Annotated in this window: 20 protein-coding genes and 1 pseudogene; 9 read left to right on the top strand and 12 right to left on the bottom strand. The window is 62.4% G+C overall.

Annotated features, from left to right (window positions below; genetic code table 11):
- Positions 1 to 59: 59 nt before the first annotated feature.
- From HV770_RS22145 to HV770_RS22135, 3 genes are read left to right on the top strand one after another with little or no spacing between them, the layout of a single operon-like run.
- The gene (locus HV770_RS22145) at positions 60 to 2,264 is read left to right on the top strand and encodes a sensor domain-containing diguanylate cyclase (protein WP_175162959.1); all 2,205 of its coding nucleotides are present in this window, start codon (positions 60 to 62) and stop codon (positions 2,262 to 2,264) included.
- 44 nt (positions 2,265 to 2,308) lie between these two features.
- The gene (locus tag HV770_RS22140; protein ID WP_175162957.1) at positions 2,309 to 2,578 is read left to right on the top strand and encodes a hypothetical protein; all 270 of its coding nucleotides are present in this window, start codon (positions 2,309 to 2,311) and stop codon (positions 2,576 to 2,578) included.
- A 34-nt stretch (positions 2,579 to 2,612) separates the two neighbouring features.
- A complete protein-coding gene (locus HV770_RS22135) occupies positions 2,613 to 3,344 on the top strand; it encodes an autoinducer binding domain-containing protein (RefSeq protein ID WP_175162955.1) in 732 nt (243 codons plus the stop codon).
- Between the two features lie 64 nt (positions 3,345 to 3,408).
- Here the strand turns inward: HV770_RS22135 and HV770_RS39810 are convergent, their stop codons facing one another.
- From HV770_RS39810 to HV770_RS22095, 8 genes and pseudogenes are all read right to left on the bottom strand, one after another.
- A complete protein-coding gene (locus HV770_RS39810; protein ID WP_425497464.1) occupies positions 3,409 to 3,753 on the bottom strand; it encodes a type 2 periplasmic-binding domain-containing protein in 345 nt (114 codons plus the stop codon).
- A 193-nt stretch (positions 3,754 to 3,946) separates the two neighbouring features.
- A pseudogene (locus tag HV770_RS22125) lies at positions 3,947 to 4,570 on the bottom strand (SLAC1 family transporter); the annotation flags it as partial.
- A gap of 236 nt (positions 4,571 to 4,806) precedes the next feature.
- Positions 4,807 to 5,157 (bottom strand): response regulator, encoded by a 351-nt coding sequence (locus tag HV770_RS22120; protein ID WP_175162951.1) that lies wholly within the window; start codon positions 5,155 to 5,157, stop codon positions 4,807 to 4,809.
- A gap of 6 nt (positions 5,158 to 5,163) precedes the next feature.
- Positions 5,164 to 6,681, bottom strand: a complete 1,518-nt coding sequence (locus HV770_RS22115) for an ATPase domain-containing protein (protein WP_246291078.1) — start codon at positions 6,679 to 6,681, stop codon at positions 5,164 to 5,166.
- 392 nt (positions 6,682 to 7,073) lie between these two features.
- A complete protein-coding gene (locus HV770_RS22110) occupies positions 7,074 to 8,798 on the bottom strand; it encodes a tannase/feruloyl esterase family alpha/beta hydrolase (RefSeq protein ID WP_175162949.1) in 1,725 nt (574 codons plus the stop codon).
- A 16-nt stretch (positions 8,799 to 8,814) separates the two neighbouring features.
- Positions 8,815 to 9,957: a porin gene (locus HV770_RS22105; protein WP_121323637.1), complete on the bottom strand. Its 1,143-nt coding sequence runs from the start codon at positions 9,955 to 9,957 to the stop codon at positions 8,815 to 8,817.
- A gap of 70 nt (positions 9,958 to 10,027) precedes the next feature.
- Positions 10,028 to 11,275: a 3-(3-hydroxy-phenyl)propionate transporter MhpT gene (mhpT, locus tag HV770_RS22100; RefSeq protein ID WP_425497463.1), complete on the bottom strand. Its 1,248-nt coding sequence runs from the start codon at positions 11,273 to 11,275 to the stop codon at positions 10,028 to 10,030.
- 339 nt (positions 11,276 to 11,614) lie between these two features.
- Positions 11,615 to 12,085 carry a MarR family winged helix-turn-helix transcriptional regulator gene (locus HV770_RS22095; RefSeq protein WP_175162947.1) on the bottom strand — a complete coding sequence of 157 codons (471 nt, stop codon included), beginning with the start codon at positions 12,083 to 12,085 and terminating at the stop codon, positions 11,615 to 11,617.
- A 167-nt stretch (positions 12,086 to 12,252) separates the two neighbouring features.
- Here HV770_RS22095 and HV770_RS22090 point away from each other — a divergent pair, with 167 nt between their 5' ends.
- From HV770_RS22090 to HV770_RS22065, 6 genes are all read left to right on the top strand, one after another.
- Entirely contained in the window at positions 12,253 to 13,080 is an 828-nt protein-coding gene (locus HV770_RS22090; RefSeq protein WP_121323634.1) for a p-hydroxycinnamoyl CoA hydratase/lyase, read from the top strand.
- A gap of 57 nt (positions 13,081 to 13,137) precedes the next feature.
- Complete coding sequence (locus tag HV770_RS22085; RefSeq protein ID WP_175162945.1) at positions 13,138 to 14,589, top strand: aldehyde dehydrogenase; 1,452 nt, start codon at positions 13,138 to 13,140, stop codon at positions 14,587 to 14,589.
- Between the two features lie 120 nt (positions 14,590 to 14,709).
- Positions 14,710 to 16,611: a feruloyl-CoA synthase gene (locus HV770_RS22080; protein ID WP_175162943.1), complete on the top strand. Its 1,902-nt coding sequence runs from the start codon at positions 14,710 to 14,712 to the stop codon at positions 16,609 to 16,611.
- 41 nt (positions 16,612 to 16,652) lie between these two features.
- Complete coding sequence (locus tag HV770_RS22075) at positions 16,653 to 17,537, top strand: amidohydrolase family protein (protein WP_175162941.1); 885 nt, start codon at positions 16,653 to 16,655, stop codon at positions 17,535 to 17,537.
- Between the two features lie 149 nt (positions 17,538 to 17,686).
- Positions 17,687 to 18,733 carry a phytoene/squalene synthase family protein gene (locus tag HV770_RS22070; protein ID WP_175162939.1) on the top strand — a complete coding sequence of 349 codons (1,047 nt, stop codon included), beginning with the start codon at positions 17,687 to 17,689 and terminating at the stop codon, positions 18,731 to 18,733.
- A 254-nt stretch (positions 18,734 to 18,987) separates the two neighbouring features.
- Positions 18,988 to 19,236 (top strand): hypothetical protein, encoded by a 249-nt coding sequence (locus HV770_RS22065; RefSeq protein ID WP_121323630.1) that lies wholly within the window; start codon positions 18,988 to 18,990, stop codon positions 19,234 to 19,236.
- A 324-nt stretch (positions 19,237 to 19,560) separates the two neighbouring features.
- Here HV770_RS22065 and HV770_RS22060 read toward each other — a convergent pair whose 3' ends face one another.
- From HV770_RS22060 to HV770_RS22045, 4 genes are all read right to left on the bottom strand, one after another.
- A complete protein-coding gene (locus HV770_RS22060; protein ID WP_175162938.1) occupies positions 19,561 to 19,878 on the bottom strand; it encodes a DUF4148 domain-containing protein in 318 nt (105 codons plus the stop codon).
- Positions 19,875 to 20,072: a hypothetical protein gene (locus HV770_RS22055; RefSeq protein ID WP_175162936.1), complete on the bottom strand. Its 198-nt coding sequence runs from the start codon at positions 20,070 to 20,072 to the stop codon at positions 19,875 to 19,877. Before HV770_RS22055 ends, HV770_RS22060 begins: the two co-directional genes overlap by 4 nt.
- Positions 20,073 to 20,173: 101 nt before the next feature.
- On the bottom strand, positions 20,174 to 20,866 hold the full coding sequence (locus HV770_RS22050) for a hypothetical protein (protein ID WP_175163056.1): 693 nt from the start codon (positions 20,864 to 20,866) through the stop codon (positions 20,174 to 20,176).
- Entirely contained in the window at positions 20,866 to 21,348 is a 483-nt protein-coding gene (locus HV770_RS22045) for a glycoside hydrolase family 108 protein (protein ID WP_175162935.1), read from the bottom strand. Before HV770_RS22045 ends, HV770_RS22050 begins: the two co-directional genes overlap by 1 nt.
- Positions 21,349 to 21,361: the final 13 nt, after the last annotated feature.

The following is a 21,361-nucleotide window of genomic DNA, read 5'->3' as shown; positions in this document are numbered from 1 at the left end:
CCAGAATAGCTCGGCGCATTCTGTACAATCGCCAGAGCCTGTACCGAACGATTGGCGACATGTCCAAAAACCCTTCCGCAAAACGCCAGTTTCGAAGCGTTATCCTGATTCCAGCCGTGGGCGTCCTGGTACTCGCCGTCGTCTGGATTGGCGTGCTGACCCGGCTATCTACGGAAAGGGTGGAGGTGTTACAGGCGGCTCAGGCCAAGGCAGATGTCTTAGCTGATGCTCTGGTCCAGCACACGGAGACCACGATTCACGATGTGGATGTCATCGCGCTCGTGGTGAAACTTCAATTTGAAAAAGACCCAGCGTCAGTCAACCTAAAGACGCTGCAAGACGTGGGTTTTTTCACGAGAGAAACTGCGGCCCAAGTCTCGATTGTCGACCCCGCCGGACGTATCCTACAAAGCACTATCCCCTACGCCGGCGGCGTTTACATTACTGACCGCAAGCACTTTGCGGTCCATCGGAACACTGATGTCCATGGACTCTACATCAGCAAACCGGTGCTCGGCCGAGTCTCCGGGAGATGGACAGTTCAACTGACGCGTCGGCTGGAGACAAAGGACGGAAAATTCGCGGGCGTGGTGGTCGTCTCCGAGGACCGAGGCTACCTCACACGCGGATTTACTGACGTAGCCGCGCTCGGGGAGAACGGCTCGGCGGCTGTCTTCCTACAGGACGGCTCAAAGCTTTCCGATGACGGGACCGAGGAGACGGCAACAGACAAGCAGGCGAAAGGTCGCGATAGTCGAGAACCCGCCTGGAAACCTGCGGACCAGATAACTGCGCAGCGGACCGTCCCGGGCTATCCGCTTCACGTCGAGGTGTCCCTTTGTCGTTCGGATGCGCTGACGCCCTATAACAACATGAAATCGGTGTATCTCACGAGCACCGCCTTGCTATCTTTCTTATTCGCGATATTCGTGATCGCGATATCGGTACTCGTACATCGCCTCTTCAAGAGTCGCGACCGCCTTCGACTTCTTTCCGAGACTGACACACTCACGGATCTGTGGAATCGCCATGGCTTACTCGCGCGGTTAAACGAGGAAATGGCAAGGCAGTCACGCCTGAACCGCCTCGCTGTCGTCTACATCGACTTGGGCAATCTTAAACAGGTTAACGACTCGCTCGGCCACGAAGCCGGCGACCAGTTGTTGAAGAAAATTTCCATGCGACTTCGGCAAGGGCTTTCGCCTCACACTGTCGGCCGGTTTGGCGGCGATGAATTCCTTGTGATTGTGACGCCTGAAGATAGCGATGCAGACGTCTATCCTGCGACACACAAGGTGATAGATGCGATTATCGCCATATTTGAGACGGCGGTTACTCTGCGCGGAAGCGTTTTTGATATTCAGGCAAGCATTGGAGTCTCGATACATGCATGCAGTGACAATAGTGTGTCGACGCTTATTCGCGAGGCCGACGAGGCGATGTACGCCGCGAAGGCGCAGATGGCGAGCACGCACAAGACGATCTGGCGACACTATTCAAACGAGATGCGCGTGAGCAGGCGGCGGGCGGTTGAAAACGAGCAACGCGTGCGCAGTGCGTTAAGCGACGGAAGTCTCCAGCTTGCCTTTTACCCCGTCCGTGAGACCCACAGCAAGAGCGTGGAAGGCTTTCGTGTCGAAGTTGCCGTCCAGGAGGAGAACGGCTACCTGCTGCCCGTGAAATCCTCCCTGTCCATCAACGAAGAAAACGGGCTGCTTGGACCGATAACTGAGTTCGCCCTCGCTCAGATGTGCCTCACCCTCTCGAACTGGCGCGAAGACGGCACTGAGCCTACACGACTTAGCTATCCCCTGGACAAAGAACAGTTTCTCAATGTCGACTGTGCCTTCATCGTTCGCGAACTCATGCGGAGATTTGAATTTATGCCGCATGAATTTGTGCTGGAAATCCCGGAAATCGCGTTTTCTGACGAGCCCGTCCTCGCGGCAGAACGCGCCGTTGCACTTGCCAGCACGGGTGTGCGCCTGATGCTTGGCACCTTCTCGGGCGCCTTTGGCGCGTTTGAGATACTCAAGAATAGTCCGATCCGGGGTGTGGTAATTGCACCCCAGTCATGTTCGGCCGATATATTGGCCTTCGCAGTCGGGTGCGTAACACATTCGGGGCGGACAGTTATGCTGGAATCGGAAGAGCTGCCTGCAAAGGTAGCCCCCGACTCGTTGGTATCGGTACTAGAGTACTTCGACGCTCATCTCGACGCGAACGCGGCCTTTCAATTATTGAGACAGGTTGCGAGCCCTTGAAGAAGCTAAACTTATATAAGTAAAACTCATGGCTGACGCAGTAAGTGAAAAATCGGGAAACTGTTGTTTACGCTGCCGAAGTCGTGGTCGGACGGGAGCGTGTAAGCGTGAGACTACTGGTGCGTGGCGCACTGATCCTCCTTGAGCGAGAGCTTATTCAGGCGGATGACACATCCTTCATCCACTCCGTTTTGGTGGATGCGCAAGCTGCCGCGTACGACTATCTGACTGCGGACCCGTATTTCGCGGAGTTGGAACGGCACTATAGTGCCATTCAAGAGAAAATTCGCCAGGTTGTAAGCCAAGAAGAATAAGCGAACCTAATATTTCTAAAAGGCTGTGCAGGGAATGCAAGCGAATATCGGGGAAGTGCTGGCCGCAATCAATGTGCTAGGCGAGTGCAGCGACGACATAGAACTCCATCCGCGGCTCAGAGCCATTTTCTCGCGGCTTCAGGTTCCCTCGTTTATCTTCAGTTCCTTCCGCGTGGACACGAACGGACTCACGACCGATTATCGCTTCCTCGTTGGATGCAACCCGGAGTGGATTCAGATCTATCAGCACCGCCATTGGTACAGCAACGACCCGTATCTTCAGTACGCACGGGTCAATGCGATGCCAGCGCTGGGCAGTAGCATCCACATAACCAGTGCAGGCCAACGTGCTATGTGCGCTACGGCCCGTCAATACGGGTTTCGCAGCAATCTGATCGTCCCTGCACATTCACGCGGGACATCGCTGCTTGGCGTGTTACATGTCGCGAGCGAAGTCGAAGTTGGAGATGGAGGGGAAGCGCGACTGTTTGAATGGCAGGCGCTCTTACGCGCAATAGCAATGACGCTTCTGGATGTACGCATGATGGCGCGGCGCAACTTGATGGTTGACAAGTTTGAACTCGAGGAACGCGATCTGACTGCACTTCGGCTGGTGCTGATAGCGGAACCGGCACAGGAGGTGGCGAAGAGCATGGGACTCTCGGTCGCGAGCATCTATTCCATGTACTCACGAATAAACGAGAGAATGGGCACAAGCCGGATTAACGAGGCCGCGCGTCTAGCTCAACAGAACGATTTGCTGTAGGTCCCATCGGCACGGTTATTCCGCGACGATGCGGCACCGGCCGGTAGGGGATCCACTCGAAACGTTATCGGGCGATTGATTTGCCGCAGGGGTCGCTGACATCCTCCCGAGACGAACGGACCAGCAGTGCGCGTGCGTCGGACGGCGCCTGCTCAAACCAATTGGCCGTGCGCGCGGCACCTGCTGCACGCATAGCAAGACGAAGGGCCACCCCAACGGATTCGTGTACATCGACACCGGCACGTTCCATGGCGGCGTAATTGGCTTTGACGCGTTCAGGAAGCGCTTCCCACTCCAGGCGCTCTGTCTCAGCCGCCGCGGTTTGTATGGCGGCCCGCATGTCAGGTGAGAGCGCATCGAAGCGGCTCCTGCTTACCACGACAAACGACAGAGGATAAGCGTACGACACCGCGGTGAAGTGCGGCAGACGAGTAGCGAAAGCCCGGCCTTTTGTGTCAACCTCTAATGTTACAAGTTCATTGCGTCCATTGAGTCGAGAGACGTTTGTGTCGAACTTTATTTGCACCAACCTTAGTCTGGAAAATCGCTAGGTATCTGATTTTATGGAACTGCTTGTGTCAAACCCTATTGTTTGTTCACACCAGTGCGAACAGAGCAGGCGTGCCGCTGCTCAGGCTCAGATAGGTCACGCCACCGACGACCGGCGGCGCGAGTTGCACACCGAGGATCGCGCGCAATGCTTCGGGCAGCGGCTCATGGACGGCGGCGCGGTGCAGGATCAGCGATTCGAGTGCGAGCCATGACAGCACACCGGCGCCGAAAAGCAGCTCTCCCAGCTGATGAAAACCGAAGGCGGCGGCAGCCGTCCCGGCGACGAAGCTCGGCGCGACGGTCGGCAGATAAATGGCCGGCGTGATCAGTTCAGGCTTGCGTCCGCCTTGCCAGAGCCGTCCATGGAGATACACGCCGAGCGCCAGTTGCGCGAGCGCGGCGAGCAGGCCCGACACCGGCCCGAGCGCCGCAAACGACGATTGCACCGGATGCTGCATTTCCGCGCGGGCGTCGGCGGCCTGCGTGAGCCACTTATGCCCGTACGCGGCCATAACGACGAGCCACACGGCGAGCGCCGCGACTGTCAGCAGGGTTCCCGCCACGGCGGGCAGATGCCATACCCTGAGCGCCACGCGCCACAAATTGGCGAACGCCAGCGCGCCCACCGCGATCCCGAAGAAAGCAACTGGAACCGCCCCACGATTGCTGTTCATCACCGAGCCTCCGAAAGTTGCGACGCGCTCCGCTGTTCCGGTGTTGCGCGACCGATGGCTCACTGTAAAAGGCGGTGTCCAATCGGTGAACGCGGCAAAGGCTCGACAAATGGCGCGATCGTCTCAATCTGCGCGGGTCGCCGTTTCATCGCGGTTGGGGAGGGGTGCCTCGAGGGCCGGAGGGTTAGGCGCACGTGGCGCGGCATTCGCCTGCCGCTGCGTCGCGACGACGGCCGTCAGGCCGACATGCGTTCGAGCATCGCGAGCAGCGCGTCGAAAGAAAGCGGCTTGCGCGCGTAGGCGATGGTGGGATTCGGCTGCACGGGAATGTCCGAGGCCGCGCTGCACAGGATGATAGGAATGTCGCGCAGAGCGGGGTCGGCATATAGCGCCGCGCACAGCAGCAGTCCCGACATGACCGGCATCATGCAGTCCGACACGATGACGTCGGGCCGTGTCCTGCGTATCTGTTCGAGCGCGGCGGCCCCATTCGACGCCGTCATCACGGTATAGCCGTGCCGCTCCAGCAGCAGCCGCCAGACCGTGAGGATGTCGAACTCGTCGTCCACGACCAGAATGGTTTTCATGAGCGGCTACGTCGTGCGCCGTGGCTGCAGCGTGGCCGATAAGCCCTGCGCCGCGGACGCGTTGGCCGACACGCCACTGTCGGTCACGTCGAGGCCTTGCGACGAAATCACCAGTTCGCGCAGCGAAGTGTCATGCGCGCTTTCGCGCTGCTTGACCACGGAAATCATGCGCCGCAAACCCGTCCCGGACTCCGCGTAACGCAGCAGCACGAGGTTCTCGGTCAATGCCGAGACCCGCACACTCTTCGCGTAACCGGGGTCGGCGTAAAGCGGCAGTTCTTCGGTCAGCAGCGTCGTGACACCGATTTCGCGAAGCTGATGCAGCAGCGCATTCAGGAACAGGCCGAAGCGCTCGGTGCGCAACGCCGAATCGCGGAAGCCCTCCACACCGTCGATCACGATGCGCGAGGCGCCGATTCTGTTGACGGTGGCAAGCGCGTTGGCCGCGAGTTCGTCGACGGCCAGCTCGATGGCCGGGTGCCATTGGACGACGAGGCGGCCGTCTTCGTACCCCTCGGTCAACGCGATCGAGACCGCCTCGGCTTTGCCGATCAGCCGCTGCGGTCCTTCGTAGAAGCCGAGATACACGCAGCGTTCGCCGCGCGCCACGCCGGCCGCGAGGAACTGCAAACAAAGCATGGTCTTGCCGACCCCCGACGGTCCGATCAGCGTGGTCGTCGAGCCTTGCGCGAAGCCGCCGCCGAGCAGATCGTCCAGACGCGGCAAGCCGAAGGCGAGGCGCGTGGTGAGATCCACCGGACCCGGCTTCATCGCGCATTGCGCTTCGAGGCGCGGGTACATCAGCAGCCCGCTTTCGGCGATGCGGAAGAAGTGCTTGCCCATCAGATGGTTGCGCGCGCGCATCTTGTGCACTTCGATTTCGCGGGCACGGCGCATGCCGTCGGTGTAGCGGTTCAGTTCGATCAGACCGTCGACCAGCGTGTGCTCGGGATGCGGTTCGTTGCCGGAGAGCGGCGCGAGCAGCAACGTGGTGCAATCCATGGCCGCGACCAGCGCATTGAGCTCGTGAATGAACTTCGACAACGACAGCTCGGTTTCGCTGAACTCGCGCGCGCTGCGAAAGCCGTCGATGATCATCAGGCTCGGCCGATAGTCGTAGATGCTCGATGCAATCAGCTTGAGGAAGCCGTCGAGACCCTCCTGCATCAACTCGTGATAGCCGGAGACGAACAGCATTTGCTGCGCGACGGCGGTCTCATCGAAGAAGCTCAGGCCTTTGAGGTGTCCCAGCAGCTTGTCGTGCGACTCGGCGATCAGGGTCATGTACAACACCTTCTCGCCCTGGCTTACACGATGAAAGCCGATCTGGCTCGACAGAATCGTCTTGCCGGCCCCGGCCATCCCTTCGAGCAGATAGACGCCGCCGCGGAGCAGACCTCCACCCAGGATCTCGTCGAAGCCGGGCACACCCGTTTCCACGTTGGCCCGGACGCCAGGAGAAGAGATCGCGCTCGAAGGGGGCGCGCCAGGCCGGGAGAACGGTTGAGATTCGGGGATAGTCATTGTCGATCTGTCATTCAGATTGCAGAAAAAGCGACGGTGCATACCGGAACCGTCGTGTGCTCGAATTGAACATTGCCAGCAATTCGCATTCCCACGGGCGCCTTGACGCGTTCGGAATTGGAATGCCCGTGATTCTATCCGGCCACGGCGCGCCTAGGAATGAAACGCCGGCGTGTACCGGGCTCTGGATAGGTGTGGCGGAAGGGGGAAGACGCGATGGTCGATGGTTATCGACGTGCGGTGGGGGGCTGCTTTCGGCCCGATGTAACGGTGTTGCCTCGCGCATGCAAAAACGACATGCATGCGCGAGGCGCAGGCGTTGCTCACGCGCCGGACGGCGAGCGATGCAGAGCGCTGGCGGGTCCGGGTCCCGGCCCGCGCTTCCCAGCGGCTTAGCTACACACGAAGCTGCTCGCCGCGTTGACGTCGCCGCCCTGGTAGCGGGCCACTTTCGGATACGCGCAGAGTGGCCGCGTGCGTCCCGAGCCCCAGCCGGCGGGCACGTCGGCGTTGGGCGTGATGCTGCTCGCGTCGCGCGCGCTCGCGACCACGCTGTCTGGCGCCTTGCCCTGCTCGACCCACGCGATCATCGGCGTGAGCAGGTCGAACTGGTCGGTGCTCGGGCCGCCGCTGCAGTGGTTCATGCCGGCGATCGTGTAGAGGCGCGCGAAGTTCGATGCGTCGCCGCCGTTGGCTGCGCTGAGACGCTGATACCAGTCGGTCGTGTCGTTCGATGAAAACACCGGGTCGCTCGTGCCGTGATAAACCATCAGCTTCGCGCCGCGTTGCTTCAATGCACCCAGGCTGGTTTCGTCGGGCGGTGTCATGAACGACCAGGCCGACTCGCTGTACGCGCCGCTGGTGGCGAAGATCTTCGGTGCGTCGGTGTCCATGCTGAAGTTCAGCGCGTAGGCGGACAACTGGCTCAACACGGCGGCGCTTTGCGGCGGCGTGGTGAACGTGAAAGCCGCAGCGGCCGGATCGAGCGTGATCGAATTAGCCTGCTTCCATGCCGACCAGCCCTGGCCGAGCCCCGCGTCGTACGGAAAACTTGAGTACAGCGCCGTACCCGCACTGTTACGCGCGCCCGAGAACACGTTGCCGATCGCGTCCTTCTGCGCGCTCGTCAGACAGCTTCCGTCGCGCGCGTCGTTCGCGCAGGTGGGGACGTCGTTGGCCAGGCTGAAATTTGCCTGGCAAGCCTTGATATCCTGAATGAGGCCGTCGCTGGCGCCGTCGAGCGCGTCACATTTGGCGAGTATCTTCGAGGCGACCATCTGACGTTCGGTGGCGGTAAAACCGGTCGTGATGTCGGGCAGACCATTGGCCGTGGTCGCGGTCGCCACCTTCGCCAGTTGTTGCGCGCTCCACATTTCGCCGATCGCGGCCTTCGGCAGATGGAAGCCGGGGTCGCCCGCAATGATGCCGTCGTATTCGGCCGAGGAGCGCGCTGCCGCGACCAGCGCGTGGCGGCCGCCGTTGGAGCAGCCGTCGAAATAGCTGCGGTCCGGTGCCTTGCCGTATGCGAGCTTGATCACCTGCTTGGCCATCGGCGTGAGCGTGGCGACCGCGTGATAGCCGTAGTCGATGCGCGCCTGCGGGTCGAGCCCGAACAGCGGATTCTGCGACGCGCTATGTCCCGCATCCGAGCTGATGACCGCGAAGCCCATGTTGAGCGCGTCGTTGGTCGGACCGCCGCCGCCGATCTCGCCGGTGGCGGTCAGGACGTTGCCGTCCAGGCCACCATTGGCCTGGTAGAAGAAGCGGCCGTTCCATGCCAGCGGCAAGCGCATCTCGAAGCCGATCGCATACGTCTTGCCGTCGACGCTGCTCACGCGCTGGTTCATGTTGCCCTGGATCAGGCAGTGTTCGGCAATCGGTTTGCCGGCCACTTTCAGCGTGCCGGCCGCCACGTCCGTCACCGTGGTGAAAACCGTGTTGGCGAACGTGAGTTTCGCGGCCAGCGCCGCGCAATTGCCCGCGAGCGTGCCGGGCGTGGCCGCGCTCAGTTGCGGCAACGCATTGGCGCTGCTGTTGCCACTGTCAGTGTCATTGCCGCCGCATGCGGAGAGGCCGAGCGCGGCAGCCGCTGCGAGCGCGATGGAAGTGCGCTTCATGTTCATGCGAGATCTCCTAGAACGAATGACGAATGCCGAGCATCACGCCGGTCTGGCCGGTGCCTGCAGAAGGTGTCGTGCCGCCGCCCCCGCCGCTGACCGAGTAGCGGGCCTTCGCGCTGTTGGCGAGATACGAGCCTTGCGCGTAGACGGCGGTGCGCTTCGACAGCAGATAGGTGGTGCGCAGAGTGCCCATCGTGGCGCGCGTGTCGTGGTCGCTATTGGTGATGTGATAGACCTCGCCGTCGACGATGAAAGCAGGCGTCACGAAATACGACGCCGCGACGAAGAACAGATTCGAGCGCACATCGGCGAGCGCGGCGGACGACGTATCGACGCGGCGATTCAGCCAGCCCACGCCGAGCTTGGCCTTGCTGCCGAGGTTCGCGTAGGCGCTCACGTGCGTGCGGATATCCTTGTCGGCGGCGTTGATGAGCGGAGTCGGCGCTACGCCGTCGAAAAAGTTTGCCGCCGCGGTGCTGCCGCCGCGCTGTTCTTCGTATGAAGCCGCAACACCGAACAAGGGCGCGTCGTACTTCAGCATGACTGACCATTCACGGCATTCCGTGGCATGACCGGGAACCGAACCGGTGCAGGTGCCCTGGCCCGGCGAGTTGCCGGTGCCCGCGGCGTCGCGGCCGAACGAATAATTCGCGCCGAGCGTCACCCCCGCATAGCTGCCGAGGTAGGTCATGGAGTTGTCGGCGCGCGCGTTCGGCACATACGCGTCGAGCGAGCCCAGCCCGTAAATGTCCGGTCCGATCAGGTCCGCGCCCATCAGCGCGAGGTAGGTCATCGTGTACTGGCGCCCGAACGTGAGCGTGCCGTACGGGCTCTTGATGCCGACGAACGCCTGACGGCCGAACAGCCGGCCGCCCTGGCCGAGATCGCCGGCGCGCACGTTGAAGCCGCTTTCCAGCGTGAAGACCGCGCTATAGCCGCCGCCGAGGTCTTCGTTGCCGCGCAGTCCCCAGCGTGACGGAAACTCGCCGGTGACGGCGGGCATGCGGAATACGCTCTTGCCCGCTGCGTTCGCGTGGGAAACGTATTCGATGCCGGTGTCGACGATGCCGTAGAGTGTCACGTTCGATTGCGCTGCGGCGGCGCCGCTGACCGCGCACAGTGCGCCGCAGAGTAGAAGGCGTGCGGATGCTTGCATGAAAGATGTCTCCAAACCGTTTGATTGAACGTATGTGTTGTTGTTGTCGGGTCTTTTTGCGGGGCTGCGCTCAGTCGTCGGCGCGCGGGCGGCGCAGCAACAGCAATGCGGCCGCGGCGGCGATCACCGTCACAGGAATGCTTGCGCCGATCACCGTCGACGAACTGCGCCCCATCGCCAGCAGTTGACCGGCGGCCAGCGGCCCGACCACCGAGCCGACGCGCCCGACGGCCACCGCCGCGCCGACGCCGGTGCCGCGCATCGCGGTCGGATAGAACGCGGCGGACAGCGCGTACAGGACCGATTGCCCGCCGATCACGAACATCCCCGCGAAGAACGCGGCGGCCGCGAGCGCACCGAAGCCGGGCGCCATCGAGAGCGCCGTGAGCGACGCGATGATGCCGACGTACATGCCCGCCACCACGACACCCGAGCGCATCCGATCCATCAGCATGCCGATGCACAGCGCGCCGATCCCGCCGCCCACGTTGAAGAAAATCTGCACGTAACCGACCTGCGCGCGCGACAGACCGCTTGCGGCCATCAGCGAGGGCAGCCAGTTGAGCAGGAAGTAGAGGACGATCAGCGTGCAGAAGTAGCTGACCCAGATCTGCACGGTGGAGAGTCCACGCGTGCCGCCGAACAGAATTTCGCCGACCGGCGCGGGCTTGCCCCGTCCGTCGTGCGAAGCCTGGGTGAATGCCTTCGAATCCGCGAGAAACAGGAGCAGCAGCGGCACCAGCAGCAAGGGCCCCGCACCGCCCACATAGAAGATGTGACGCCACTCGGCGTCGCCCGCGCTCATCACGCCGATCACCGAGGCGATCACGCCGCCGAACGGAATGCCGCAATACATCACGCTGACGGCGGTGCTGCGCGAACGCGGCTCGACCGCTTCCGACGACAACGCAATCAGGTTCGGCAGTGCGCCGCCGAGCCCGATGCCCGTCAGCATGCGCACGATCACCAGCGTGTGAAAGTCGCTGACCAGCGCGGTCATGATCGAGAGCAGGCCGAACAGGCACGCGGAAATCACCAGCACGCGCTTGCGGCCGATCCGGTCGGCGAGTCGTCCGCCGAACATGGCGCCCGGCAGCAAGCCGAAAGTGCCGGCGCTGAACGCGAGACCCATCTGTCCGACCGACAGGCCGAACTCGCGCGCCATGCGCGGTGCCGCCACGCCGACCGACTGCAGGTCGAGCCCTTCGAGCAGCGCAATGGCAAAACACAATCCGAGCGTGACCGCGGCGCCCGATCGGCCGGATGTCGCTGGGGCGGAAACGCCTTGCGTCGGAGTCAATGTTCCGGTTCTTTTCACGTTAGTGATCCTTATTAAAGTGCGTGGTTTTCCGGTTTCGATGAAGTACGGCAGATGCCGGCCCTGCGCCAACGCGCGTGCAGGCCCGAGTCGTCCGGGTTGACGGACGGCATCGGCAAAACGGTAGTCAGATCGGCATCAAGCGCGTGATGGGACGCCTCGCCACCCCGGGGCGCGCGGCGCATCGGGTCGATGTCCGCACGACGGCGTGTGTGCTACGAGGCCAAGCGGCGTCTCTCCACACGCCGCATCGTGGTGTGGATTTAATATCAGGTAGGCTGATAAAACAAGTGCAAATCCTTCGGTGAAAACACCTAGCACTCTGGCGGCGCGGAGAATCTAGCCGCGCAGATTCCGGACGAAAGTTTCGAGGTGAGTCTGAAGCGCGCCGGCCACGTCGAGTTCGATGCCCTCCATCATCTGTTTCTCGATGGCCTTGACGGCCAGTTCGCATTCGCGCAGCACGGCGCGCCCTTCGTCCGTCAATTGCAGCAGCACGATGCGGCCGTGCGTCGGGTCCGGTTCGCGGCTGACCCAATTGCGGCTCGCCATTGCGTTCATCACTTCATTGGCCGATTGCGGCGTGATGAACGAGCGCTCGGCGACTTGTGCATTGGACGCCTGCCCCTTCGCCTCAAGCACGGAAAGCGCCGTGAATTGGGCGAGCGTAAGACCGAGCGGCGCGAGCGCTTCGGTCATGCGGCGCCGCAGGATGCGATCCAAGCTGCCGATCACATAGGTCAGGCGCAGGCTGGAACGTCGGGTGCGTGCGGCGGTGGGTTCGGCGGCTGGCTTTTGATTTTTGCTCATGATGGACAGGAGGTTCGGTCTATCCCGCATCTTAGCGCGCTGGACGCCAGAAACCGTCGCTAGGGGTTTGCACCGAGCCTGCGAATTTCCGCTTTACATATCAGGCAACCTGATATTAAATGTGTCCATGAGGCCGCTACGTCGGTCGACATTCACGGAGAAAACAGATGAATTACGAAGGCCGTTGGAAAACCGTCAAGGTCGATGTCGTCGAGGGTATCGCATGGGTGACGTTGAACCGTCCCGAGAAGCGCAATGCGATGAGCCCGACGCTGAACAAGGAAATGATCGAGGTGCTGGAAGCGGTCGAGCTCGACGCCGAAGCGCAGGTTCTGGTGCTGACCGGCGAGGGCGATGCGTGGACCGCCGGCATGGACCTGAAGGAATATTTCCGCGAGGTCGATGCGGGCCCGGAAATCCTGCAGGAAAAGATTCGCCGCGACGCGTCGCGCTGGCAATGGCAACTGCTGCGCATGTATTCGAAGCCGACCATCGCGATGGTCAACGGCTGGTGTTTCGGCGGCGGCTTCTCGCCGCTGGTGGCGTGCGATCTCGCCATCGCCGCGGACGAAGCGGTGTTCGGCCTCTCCGAAATCAACTGGGGCATTCCCCCGGGCAATCTGGTGAGCAAGGCAATGGCCGACACCGTCGGGCATCGTCAGGCGCTGTATTACATCATGACGGGCGAGACTTTCACGGGCCAGCAGGCGGCGCAAATGGGCCTCGTCAACAGCAGCGTGCCACGCGCCGAATTGCGTGAGGCGACGCGTGCGCTTGCTGGCAAACTGCTGGAGAAGAACCCGGTGGTGTTGCGTGCGGCCAAGCACGGCTTCAAGCGCAGCCGCGAATTGACGTGGGAGCAGAACGAAGACTACCTGTACGCCAAGCTCGACCAGGCGCAACTGCGCGACCCCGAGCATGGCCGCGAGCAGGGCCTGAAGCAGTTCCTCGACGACAAGGCGATCAAGCCGGGCCTGCAAGCCTACAAACGCTGAGCGTTTTGCGCGGCACCCCAGGTTCGAGCGAAACAGACACGCGAGGAGACGACCTATATGCATGAAGTGACTTTATTGATCGACGGCCAGAGCCGCGGCGCATCGGACGGCAAGACGTTTGAGCGGATCAGTCCCGCGAATGGTCGGGCCGCTTCGCGCGCGCCCGCCGCGACGCTGGCCGACGCGGACGCGGCGGTCGAAGCCGCGGCGCGTGCTTTCCCGGCATGGTCGGCGCTGGCACCCACCGAGCGCCGCAAACGGCTGCTCGCCGCCGCCGACCTGATGGATGCGCGTACCGCGCAGTTCATCGAAACCGGCGTGGCCGAAACCGGCGCAATGCCGAACTGGTACGGCTTCAATGTGATGCTCGCGGCCAACATGCTGCGCGAAGCCGCCGCGATGACCACGCAGATCGACGGCGACGTGATTCCGTCCGACGTGCCCGGCAGTCTCGCGATGGCCGTGCGCCAGCCGTGCGGCGTGGTGCTCGGCATGGCGCCGTGGAACGCGCCGGTCATCCTCGGCACGCGGGCGCTTGCGATGCCGCTCGCTTGCGGCAACACGGTCGTGTTCAAGGCGTCCGAGGGCTGTCCGGGCGTGCATCGGCTGATCGGCAGCGTGTTGCAGGAGGCGGGGCTTGGCGATGGCGTCGTGAACGTCGTCACGCATGCCGCTGAAGACGCTCCGGCTATCGTCGAACGTCTGATCGCGCATCCTGCGGTGCGGCGGGTCAACTTCACCGGCTCGACGCGCGTGGGGCGCATCGTCGCGCAACATGCGGCGCAGCATCTGAAGCCGGCTTTGCTCGAACTGGGCGGTAAAGCACCGGTGGTCGTGCTCGACGACGCCGATCTCGATGCGGCCGTGGCCGGCATCGCGTTCGGTGCATTCTTCAACCAGGGCCAAATTTGCATGTCGACGGAGCGGGTAATCGTCGATCGCAAGATAGCCGATGCGCTGGTAGAGAAGCTGGCGGCCAAAGCACGCACCTTGAAGGCTGGCGACCCGGCCGCCGCAGACTCGGTGCTCGGTGTGCTCGAAAGCGAGGCGTCGGCGCGGCGCATCAAGGCGTTGATCGACGACGCGCGCGACAAGGGCGCGCAACTGCCGGTCGGCTGCACGGTCGAGGGCGCGGTGATGCAACCGGTGATCGTCGACGGCATCACGCCTGCCATGAAGCTGTATGCGGATGAGTCCTTCGGCCCGGTGGTCACGGTGCAGCGCGTGGACAACGACGAAGAAGCGGTTCGGGTTGCTAACGACAGCGAGTACGGTCTTTCCGCCGCGGTATTCAGCCGCGACGTATCGCGCGCATTGAACGTGGCCAGGCGGATCGAATCGGGCATCTGTCATATCAACGGCCCGACGGTGCACGACGAAGCGCAGATGCCGTTCGGCGGCGTGAAGAAGAGCGGCTACGGGCGCTTTGGCAGCAAGGCGTCGATTGCCGAATTCACCGATCTGCGCTGGATCACGATTCAGACCGGGCCTCGCCACTATCCGATCTGATCGTCCGCGCTTCGAAGGTTGATCGAAACAGTAGATAGAGAAGGTTGCTCCGCCGCATCGGGCGGAGCGCCCGATGCCGTCGCGAGACGGCGCGCAGGCACCTTTCCAGGGAGACAGGCTTTGCATTCCGAGCCGACACAAACGAACACCTCCGGCGCGCCGACGCGGTACCGGGCGACGACGATCGGCGCTTCGTCGTTGCGCATGCGGCGGCAGGGAGACACGTGGTATCTGCAAGCATCCGAAGCGCTTGGCGAGCATCCGCAGCGTTTGACGCAGCGGCTTGCGAGCGGCGCGCAGGCGCATCCCGAGCGCTGGCTGGCGGCGCGCCGCGGCAGCGACGGTGAATGGATCGGCCTGAGCTACGCGGACGCGCTGCAAAGCGCACGCGCCATCGGCCAGGCTTTGCTGGCGCGCAATCTGTCCGCCGAGCGGCCCGTCGCGATTTTGTCCGGCAATGATCTCGACCATTTGCAACTCGCGCTCGGCGCGATGTGGGCCGGCATTCCGTATGCGGCCATTTCTCCGGCCTATGCATTGGCATCCGGTGACTACGGCAAGCTGCGCCATACGATCGACCTGCTGACGCCCGGTCTGGTCTTCGTGAGCGGCTACGAGACGTTCGCCAAGGCGATCGACGCGGTCGTGCCGGCCGATGTCGAAGTCGTCGCCGCGACGTTGCCGCGTGAACCGCAAAGCGGGCGCCAGGTGACGGCGTTCAGTGAGCTGTTGCGCACCACGCCCACCACGGTCGATGCCGTTCACGCGGCGGTGAGCCCGGACGCGATCGCCAAGTTTCTGTTCACCTCGGGTTCGACCAAACTGCCGAAGGCGGTGCCGACCACGCACCGCATGCTGTGCAGCAACCAGCAGATGCTGCTCGAAACGTTTCCCGAATTCGCCAAGGAGCCGCCGGTGCTGGTCGACTGGCTGCCCTGGAACCATACGTTCGGCGGCAGCCACAACGTGGGCATCGCGCTCTACAACGGCGGCACGCTTTATATCGACGACGGCAAGCCGGTCAACGGCAAGTTCGGCGACACGCTGCGCAATCTGCGCGACATCGCCCCGACCATCTACTTCAATGTCCCGAAGGGCTGGGAAGAACTGACGATCGCGCTAGAGCAGGACGCCCAGTTGCGCGAGACGTTCTTTTCACGAGTGAAGGTGTATTTCTTCTCGGGCGCGGGGTTGTCGCAAGCGGCGTGGGACCGGCTTGAACGCGTCACGGAAAAGTACTGCGGCGAGCGCATTCGCATCATGGCCGGACTCGGGATGACGGAGACGTCCCCATCGTGCCTGTTCACCACCGGGCCCATCATGAGCGCGGGTTACGTGGGCCTGCCCGCGCACGGTTGCGAGGTCAAGCTCGCGCCCGTCGGCGACAAGCTCGAAGCGCGCTATCGCGGCCCTCATGTGATGCCTGGTTACTGGCGCGCGAACGCCGCAGAGCGGGCCAATGCGTTCGACGAAGAAGGCTATTTTTGCAGCGGTGACGCGGTGCGCTTCGTTGACGTGGCGCGGCCCGAGTTGGGGCTGCTGTTCGACGGGCGTGTCGCCGAGGATTTCAAGCTGAGTTCGGGCACCTTCGTGAGCGTCGGGCCGATGCGCGCGCGGGTCATTTCCGAAGGGGCGCCGTATGTGCAGGACGTGGTGGTCGCCGGCATGAATCGCGACGACGTCAGTCTGCTGGTGTTTCCGCGACTCGACGATTGCAGGCGCCTCGCGGGTCTGCCCGCTTCGGCGAGTGCGCGCGAGGTGGTCGATGCGCCCGCCGTGCGGGCACACTTCGCGGCGCTGCTGGACACGCTCAACCGTGGCGCGACCGGCAGCGCCACCACCATCGCGCGCTTGCGGCTGATGGACGTCGCGCCTTCGCTCGACCTCGGCGAGATCACCGACAAGGGCTCGATCAATCAGCGCGCGGTGCTGACCCATCGGGCTGCGCTCGTCGAGACAATGTACGACACGGCACAGCGCGATCCCGCTGTGATCGTCGCGAGCGCGCGCGGCGCGCTGTGATGCGTGACGCTCGAACGCGGACACCGACAGGAAATCCGTAGATGAACCTCGACCAACTCGTTGCAATCGACATGCACGTGCACGCGGAAGTCTCGTGCTGCCAGCCGCCGGATCTATTCGGCAAGGAGTTTGACGATGCCGCCGACAAGTACTTCGGCACCGTGCTGAAGCGCGGCAGGCGGCCGACGATTCCCGAGACCATCGAACATTATCGCGAGCGCAAGATCGGCTTCGTGATGTTCACCGTCGACTGCGAAGCGAATCTCGGCCGGCGGCGTATTCCGAACGAGGAGATCGCCGAATTCGCGCAGAAGAACAGCGACATCATGATCGCCTTCGCGAGCATCGATCCGCACAAGGGCAAGATGGGTGTGCGAGAGGCGCGCAAGCTGATCGAAGAATATGGCGTGCGCGGATTCAAGTTCCATCCGACCATGCAGGCGTTTTTTGCCAATGACCGTCTGGCTTATCCGCTTTACGAACTGATCGCCGAGTACAAGCTCACGGCCGTTTTCCACAGCGGTCATTCGGGCATGGGCTCCGGCATGCGGGGCGGCGGCGGGTTGCGGTTGAAGTACTCCGAGCCGATACATCTCGACGACGTCGCCGCGGATTTCCCCGATATGAGCATCGTGATCGCGCATCCGTCGTGGCCGTGGCAGGAGCAGGCGTTGTCGATCGCATTGCATAAGCCCAATGTGTATATCGATCTGTCCGGTTGGTCGCCGAAGTACTTTTCGCCCGAATTGATCCGTCATGCCAACACCGTGCTGAAGCGGAAAATGCTGTTCGGCTCCGACTTCCCGCTGATTCAGCCCGATCGCTGGCTGGAGGATTTCAAGCAGGTCGGCTTCAGGGATGAGGTGCAGCCGCTGATTCTCAAGCAGAACGCGATCGGGCTGCTGGGGCTGGGCGATCAAATCTGAGCGTGAGCGAAGCTGCTCGACGGTCGATGTGAGGCAAGCGTGGAAACACTCGCGCATGGCAAAGGCGCGCGCCGTATACAATTCGGCAGCGCCTGTTTTTTGCCCGCTTTTTTTGCCCGCTTCCTGCCCATACCGACCCTATCCGATCCATGCCGAATCCGACCCGGGCCTTCCTTCTCGGCCCGCTCCTGAAAGGTGTTTCACGCTCCTTCTATCTCACGCTGCGCGTGCTGCCCGCCGGCATGCGCGATCCGATCGGCCTCGCATACCTGCTGGCGCGTGCGGCCGATACAATCGCCGACACCTCGCTGATCTCGCCGGAACAACGCCTCGCGCTGCTGCTGTCGCTGCGCGAACAGGTGAACGGCGCCACGGACGACGGCGCACTGCTGCGACGCATGGCTGACGAAGTGGCGAGTCAGCAGGTCCAGTCCGATGAAAAAGTGTTGCTCGAATCGCTCGGCCCCGCGCTCGACGTGCTGTCGCAATTGAGCGAAGCGGACCGCAAGGCCGTGCGCGAGATCGTCACGACGCTGACCGAGGGCATGGAATTCGATCTGCGCACCTTTCCCGACGAACGTTCCGGCCAGATCGCGGCGCTTTCCGGATACGATGATCTCGACCGCTATACGTATCTGGTGGCGGGGTGTGTCGGTGAGTTCTGGACCACGATGACCTATGCGCACATGCCGGGTACGCTGAAGGAGCATCCCGGCACGATGGCGCATCGTGGCGTGCGTTTCGGCAAGGCGCTGCAAATGACCAACGTACTGCGCGATTGTGGCAAGGACTTGCGCATCGGCCGCTGCTATCTGCCGCAGAGCATGTTGGACCAGTACGGGCTCGCTGCGCGAGAGCTGCTTGTGCCGGCCAACTCGCTGCGTGCGCGGCCGCTGCTGGTCGAGCTTCTGCGCAAGACGCTCGATCATTTCCGCGAGGCTCTGGACTACACGCTGGCAATTCCGGCATTTTCCGTGCGTTTGCGTCTCGCGTGTTTGTGGCCGATTCTGATCGGCCTCGAGACACTGTTGCTGCTGGTCGATAACGACGCGTGGCTCGATCCGCAGAAGGTTTCCAAGGTACGACGCAATACGGTGTATCGGATCATCGCGTCGTCGCTGCTGCTGGTGTCGTCGAATGGACTGGTGCGCAACGCGATCGAAAATCGCATCGGACTGATCGAAGCGCGGCTGTAAAGGCTGCAGAACATGTAGCTGGATGAGCGGCCTTGCGCGCCATAGCCGCTGTTCGGCACGGCGCGAGGCAGGCCGAAAGCGTACCGCGCCAGGTCAACTTTACTGCGCAAGAGCCGGATCCCATATCCCACATGCTAGTAACACCGGCAGCACTACCCGATTTAATCTGCATCATTGAATAGCGATCAATCGGGAAACCCCTAGGACCCTGCGTCTCCGGTTCGCGTTAGTCTCTTCTAAAGAGGAGGCGACCCATGAGACAGGCGTTCAATATTGCCGTGGTGCTGTTGCTCGGATATCTGATGGCGGATAGAGCCTTGATGCGCGCGCAAGCCGGAGAGGTCGGGACCATCACGTGCCATCAGGGCGCGCAACTGGTCAAATCGAACGCGTTGAAGAAGGGGTTTGGAGACGTTGCAGCCAGCAGTCAGGGAGAAAACTTTCTGTCGAGCTGTCTGGTCACTGGTCGTGGTCAGGTGGGCGATCTCATCGCACGCGATTGACGTGGTCGCGGCCGTTGCCATATTGACCGGAGCGGACCGTCAGGGCGCGGAATAAAAAACGGCGTGCCGACAGCGCCGAAAAAGCGCCCAGACCGTGAAGGTCCGGGCGAAGTCACCGGGAGCCCGATGACGGAGGTAACGAATACAGAACTGGCCCGCGCTCGGGGATACCCGGCCGCGGGCCAGTTCATTTGAATCAGGGAGCGCGTTGCATCAACGCGCTGAGCGACAGATTGGCGCACGACGGCATAACACAACGATGAAGCATGCCGCCGATCGGCTAACAGCCGTCTATCGGCTGCTTACTGTCCGCTCGATGGAGGCTTACTGGCCGAAGTAGATCGACTTCTGACCGTTCGTCGTGACAGCGTGGCCCGACTGCGACGAGCCGCTCGACACACCGCCGAAGCCGCTCGCCGCTGCTTGAGCAGTGCCGTTTTGCGCATCGACACGAGCTTGCGCGGCTTGAATGTCAGCCGGGTAGTGCGGGTCGGCGTGACCCGGTTGATAGCCGGCCTTTTCGAGTTGGACCAGTTCCGCACGCACCTGGGCGCGGGTCACGGGCTGGTTGGACTGCGCAAACGAAGCAACAGGAGCGGCCAGCACAGTGGCGATGACAACAGCTTGAATGAGCGATTTCATAATGAACTACCTCCAGTTCGGATTTTGTCTTGCTGCGAACGTTCTTGTTCGTAGTCAGTGATTACATTGTAGTTTTGCGATCCGGAGAGAGTAATCGCCGCTTCAGGTATTGTTTGTTGCGAATTTTGAGACAAAAACAGGGAACTTCGTATGGCGGCGGCGGCGCCGTAGTCCAGCGACGCCTTCACTGCCATGCCACGGCATCCCACCGGAACTCACGCAGCCAGTCGAACCCGCAAGGCACGCAGCGAGCTGCAATCTTCCCGCGTGCCTTGCATCAGTGAAGAGCGGCTGATCAACCGCCCGAGAAAATCGGACCCTGTCCGCCCGGCGTGAACGGCTGGAGGACTTCGTGCGGCACTGGAGCAGGCGCGGCTTGCGCACGCGCGGCCGGTGCCGATGCCGGTTCGCGCAGCGTGAGCGCGCTATCCGGCGTGATGGGCACGCTAGGCTTGGCGAGCAGTTCGGTTTTCCGCATCGACCCAACCGAGGTGCCGAAGTAGTAGCCGATGATGCTGATCCACGCGGTGCCCAGCGCGCCGACGATCACGTTGACGAGGTCCTTGTTGGGCCCCGGTAACGGCTGGAACGCCATCAACATCAGAATGCCGAAGAAGCCCGCGGTGACCGCCATCGCGAGTACCTTGGGTACCCAGTCGCGATTGCTGGTCGCCATCGCGCGCGCGTTGGCCCGATCGTCGGCTTCGATACGCACCATATCGGTTTCGTGCGCAAGTCTCGCCTGGGCCGCGGTCACCACCAGCTGCTGCAATTGCAGAGAGTTCGCACTCTCGGCCTGCCTGATTTTTTCGAGCGCGCTGGGATCGTTCAACGCCGGTTCGACGAAGGCCGGATCGCTCGGCGTGCCGAGCGCATGCGAAATGATCGCCGCCGCAGCCGTCACGCCAAGTCCGACGGGACCACCTACCAGCCCGGCGAGAAGCGGGGCAGTGCTGCCGATGTTCGACGCTACTTTTGACCAGTCCATCATGCTGCTCCCAGAAGAAGATTCTCGGCCATCCGTTCGGTCCAGCCGCGGCTGAAGTGAGGCCACGTGTGAAGATTGCGCAGATATCGCAGGCGATAGGCGGCGAAGCGCATGACGAACTTCATCGCGTCAGTGCTTTTGACCGCATTCAGGGTGTCTGGGCCGAACTTGCCGTCTTCCTTCGCACCGGACGCTTTTTGCATCCACAACACGACGAGGCCGCCGTTGTAATTCGCGTCGAAGATCTGGAAAGCCACGCGCGGCTCGAGTTCGTCGAGATGCAGCGGATCCCAGTACTTCTGCTTGGCAATTTCCTTCGCGGTTTCCAGCGGCAGATCTTTCATCGCGCCGGTGTAGCCCTGGCTGCGCGCGACGCGAGCAGTCACGCCCCACATCGTTTCGCCACCGGGATCGGCCGGATTGAAGCAGTAACCGCCTTCGTTTCCAATCAGAGCCCTGAACGCGTCTTCAAAGTTGTCCATCGACTTCTCCTCT

Source organism: Paraburkholderia fynbosensis (assembly GCF_902859935.1).
Classification (GTDB): domain Bacteria; phylum Pseudomonadota; class Gammaproteobacteria; order Burkholderiales; family Burkholderiaceae; genus Paraburkholderia; species Paraburkholderia fynbosensis.
This window is presented reverse-complemented; position numbering and strand designations above follow the sequence as displayed.

Coding starts and splice junctions, on each gene's coding strand:
- HV770_RS22145 (WP_175162959.1), top strand. CDS start 60: ATGTCCAAAAACCCTTCCGCAAAACGCCAGTTTCGAAGCGTTATCCTG.
- HV770_RS22135 (WP_175162955.1), top strand. CDS start 2,613: ATGCAAGCGAATATCGGGGAAGTGCTGGCCGCAATCAATGTGCTAGGC.
- HV770_RS22120 (WP_175162951.1), bottom strand. CDS start 5,157: ATGAAAACCATTCTGGTCGTGGACGACGAGTTCGACATCCTCACGGTC.
- HV770_RS22115 (WP_246291078.1), bottom strand. CDS start 6,681: ATGACTATCCCCGAATCTCAACCGTTCTCCCGGCCTGGCGCGCCCCCT.
- HV770_RS22110 (WP_175162949.1), bottom strand. CDS start 8,798: ATGAAGCGCACTTCCATCGCGCTCGCAGCGGCTGCCGCGCTCGGCCTC.
- HV770_RS22105 (WP_121323637.1), bottom strand. CDS start 9,957: ATGCAAGCATCCGCACGCCTTCTACTCTGCGGCGCACTGTGCGCGGTC.
- HV770_RS22095 (WP_175162947.1), bottom strand. CDS start 12,085: ATGAGCAAAAATCAAAAGCCAGCCGCCGAACCCACCGCCGCACGCACC.
- HV770_RS22090 (WP_121323634.1), top strand. CDS start 12,253: ATGAATTACGAAGGCCGTTGGAAAACCGTCAAGGTCGATGTCGTCGAG.
- HV770_RS22085 (WP_175162945.1), top strand. CDS start 13,138: ATGCATGAAGTGACTTTATTGATCGACGGCCAGAGCCGCGGCGCATCG.
- HV770_RS22075 (WP_175162941.1), top strand. CDS start 16,653: ATGAACCTCGACCAACTCGTTGCAATCGACATGCACGTGCACGCGGAA.
- HV770_RS22070 (WP_175162939.1), top strand. CDS start 17,687: ATGCCGAATCCGACCCGGGCCTTCCTTCTCGGCCCGCTCCTGAAAGGT.
- HV770_RS22065 (WP_121323630.1), top strand. CDS start 18,988: ATGAGACAGGCGTTCAATATTGCCGTGGTGCTGTTGCTCGGATATCTG.
- HV770_RS22060 (WP_175162938.1), bottom strand. CDS start 19,878: ATGAAATCGCTCATTCAAGCTGTTGTCATCGCCACTGTGCTGGCCGCT.
- HV770_RS22055 (WP_175162936.1), bottom strand. CDS start 20,072: ATGGCAGTGAAGGCGTCGCTGGACTACGGCGCCGCCGCCGCCATACGA.
- HV770_RS22050 (WP_175163056.1), bottom strand. CDS start 20,866: ATGGACTGGTCAAAAGTAGCGTCGAACATCGGCAGCACTGCCCCGCTT.
- HV770_RS22045 (WP_175162935.1), bottom strand. CDS start 21,348: ATGGACAACTTTGAAGACGCGTTCAGGGCTCTGATTGGAAACGAAGGC.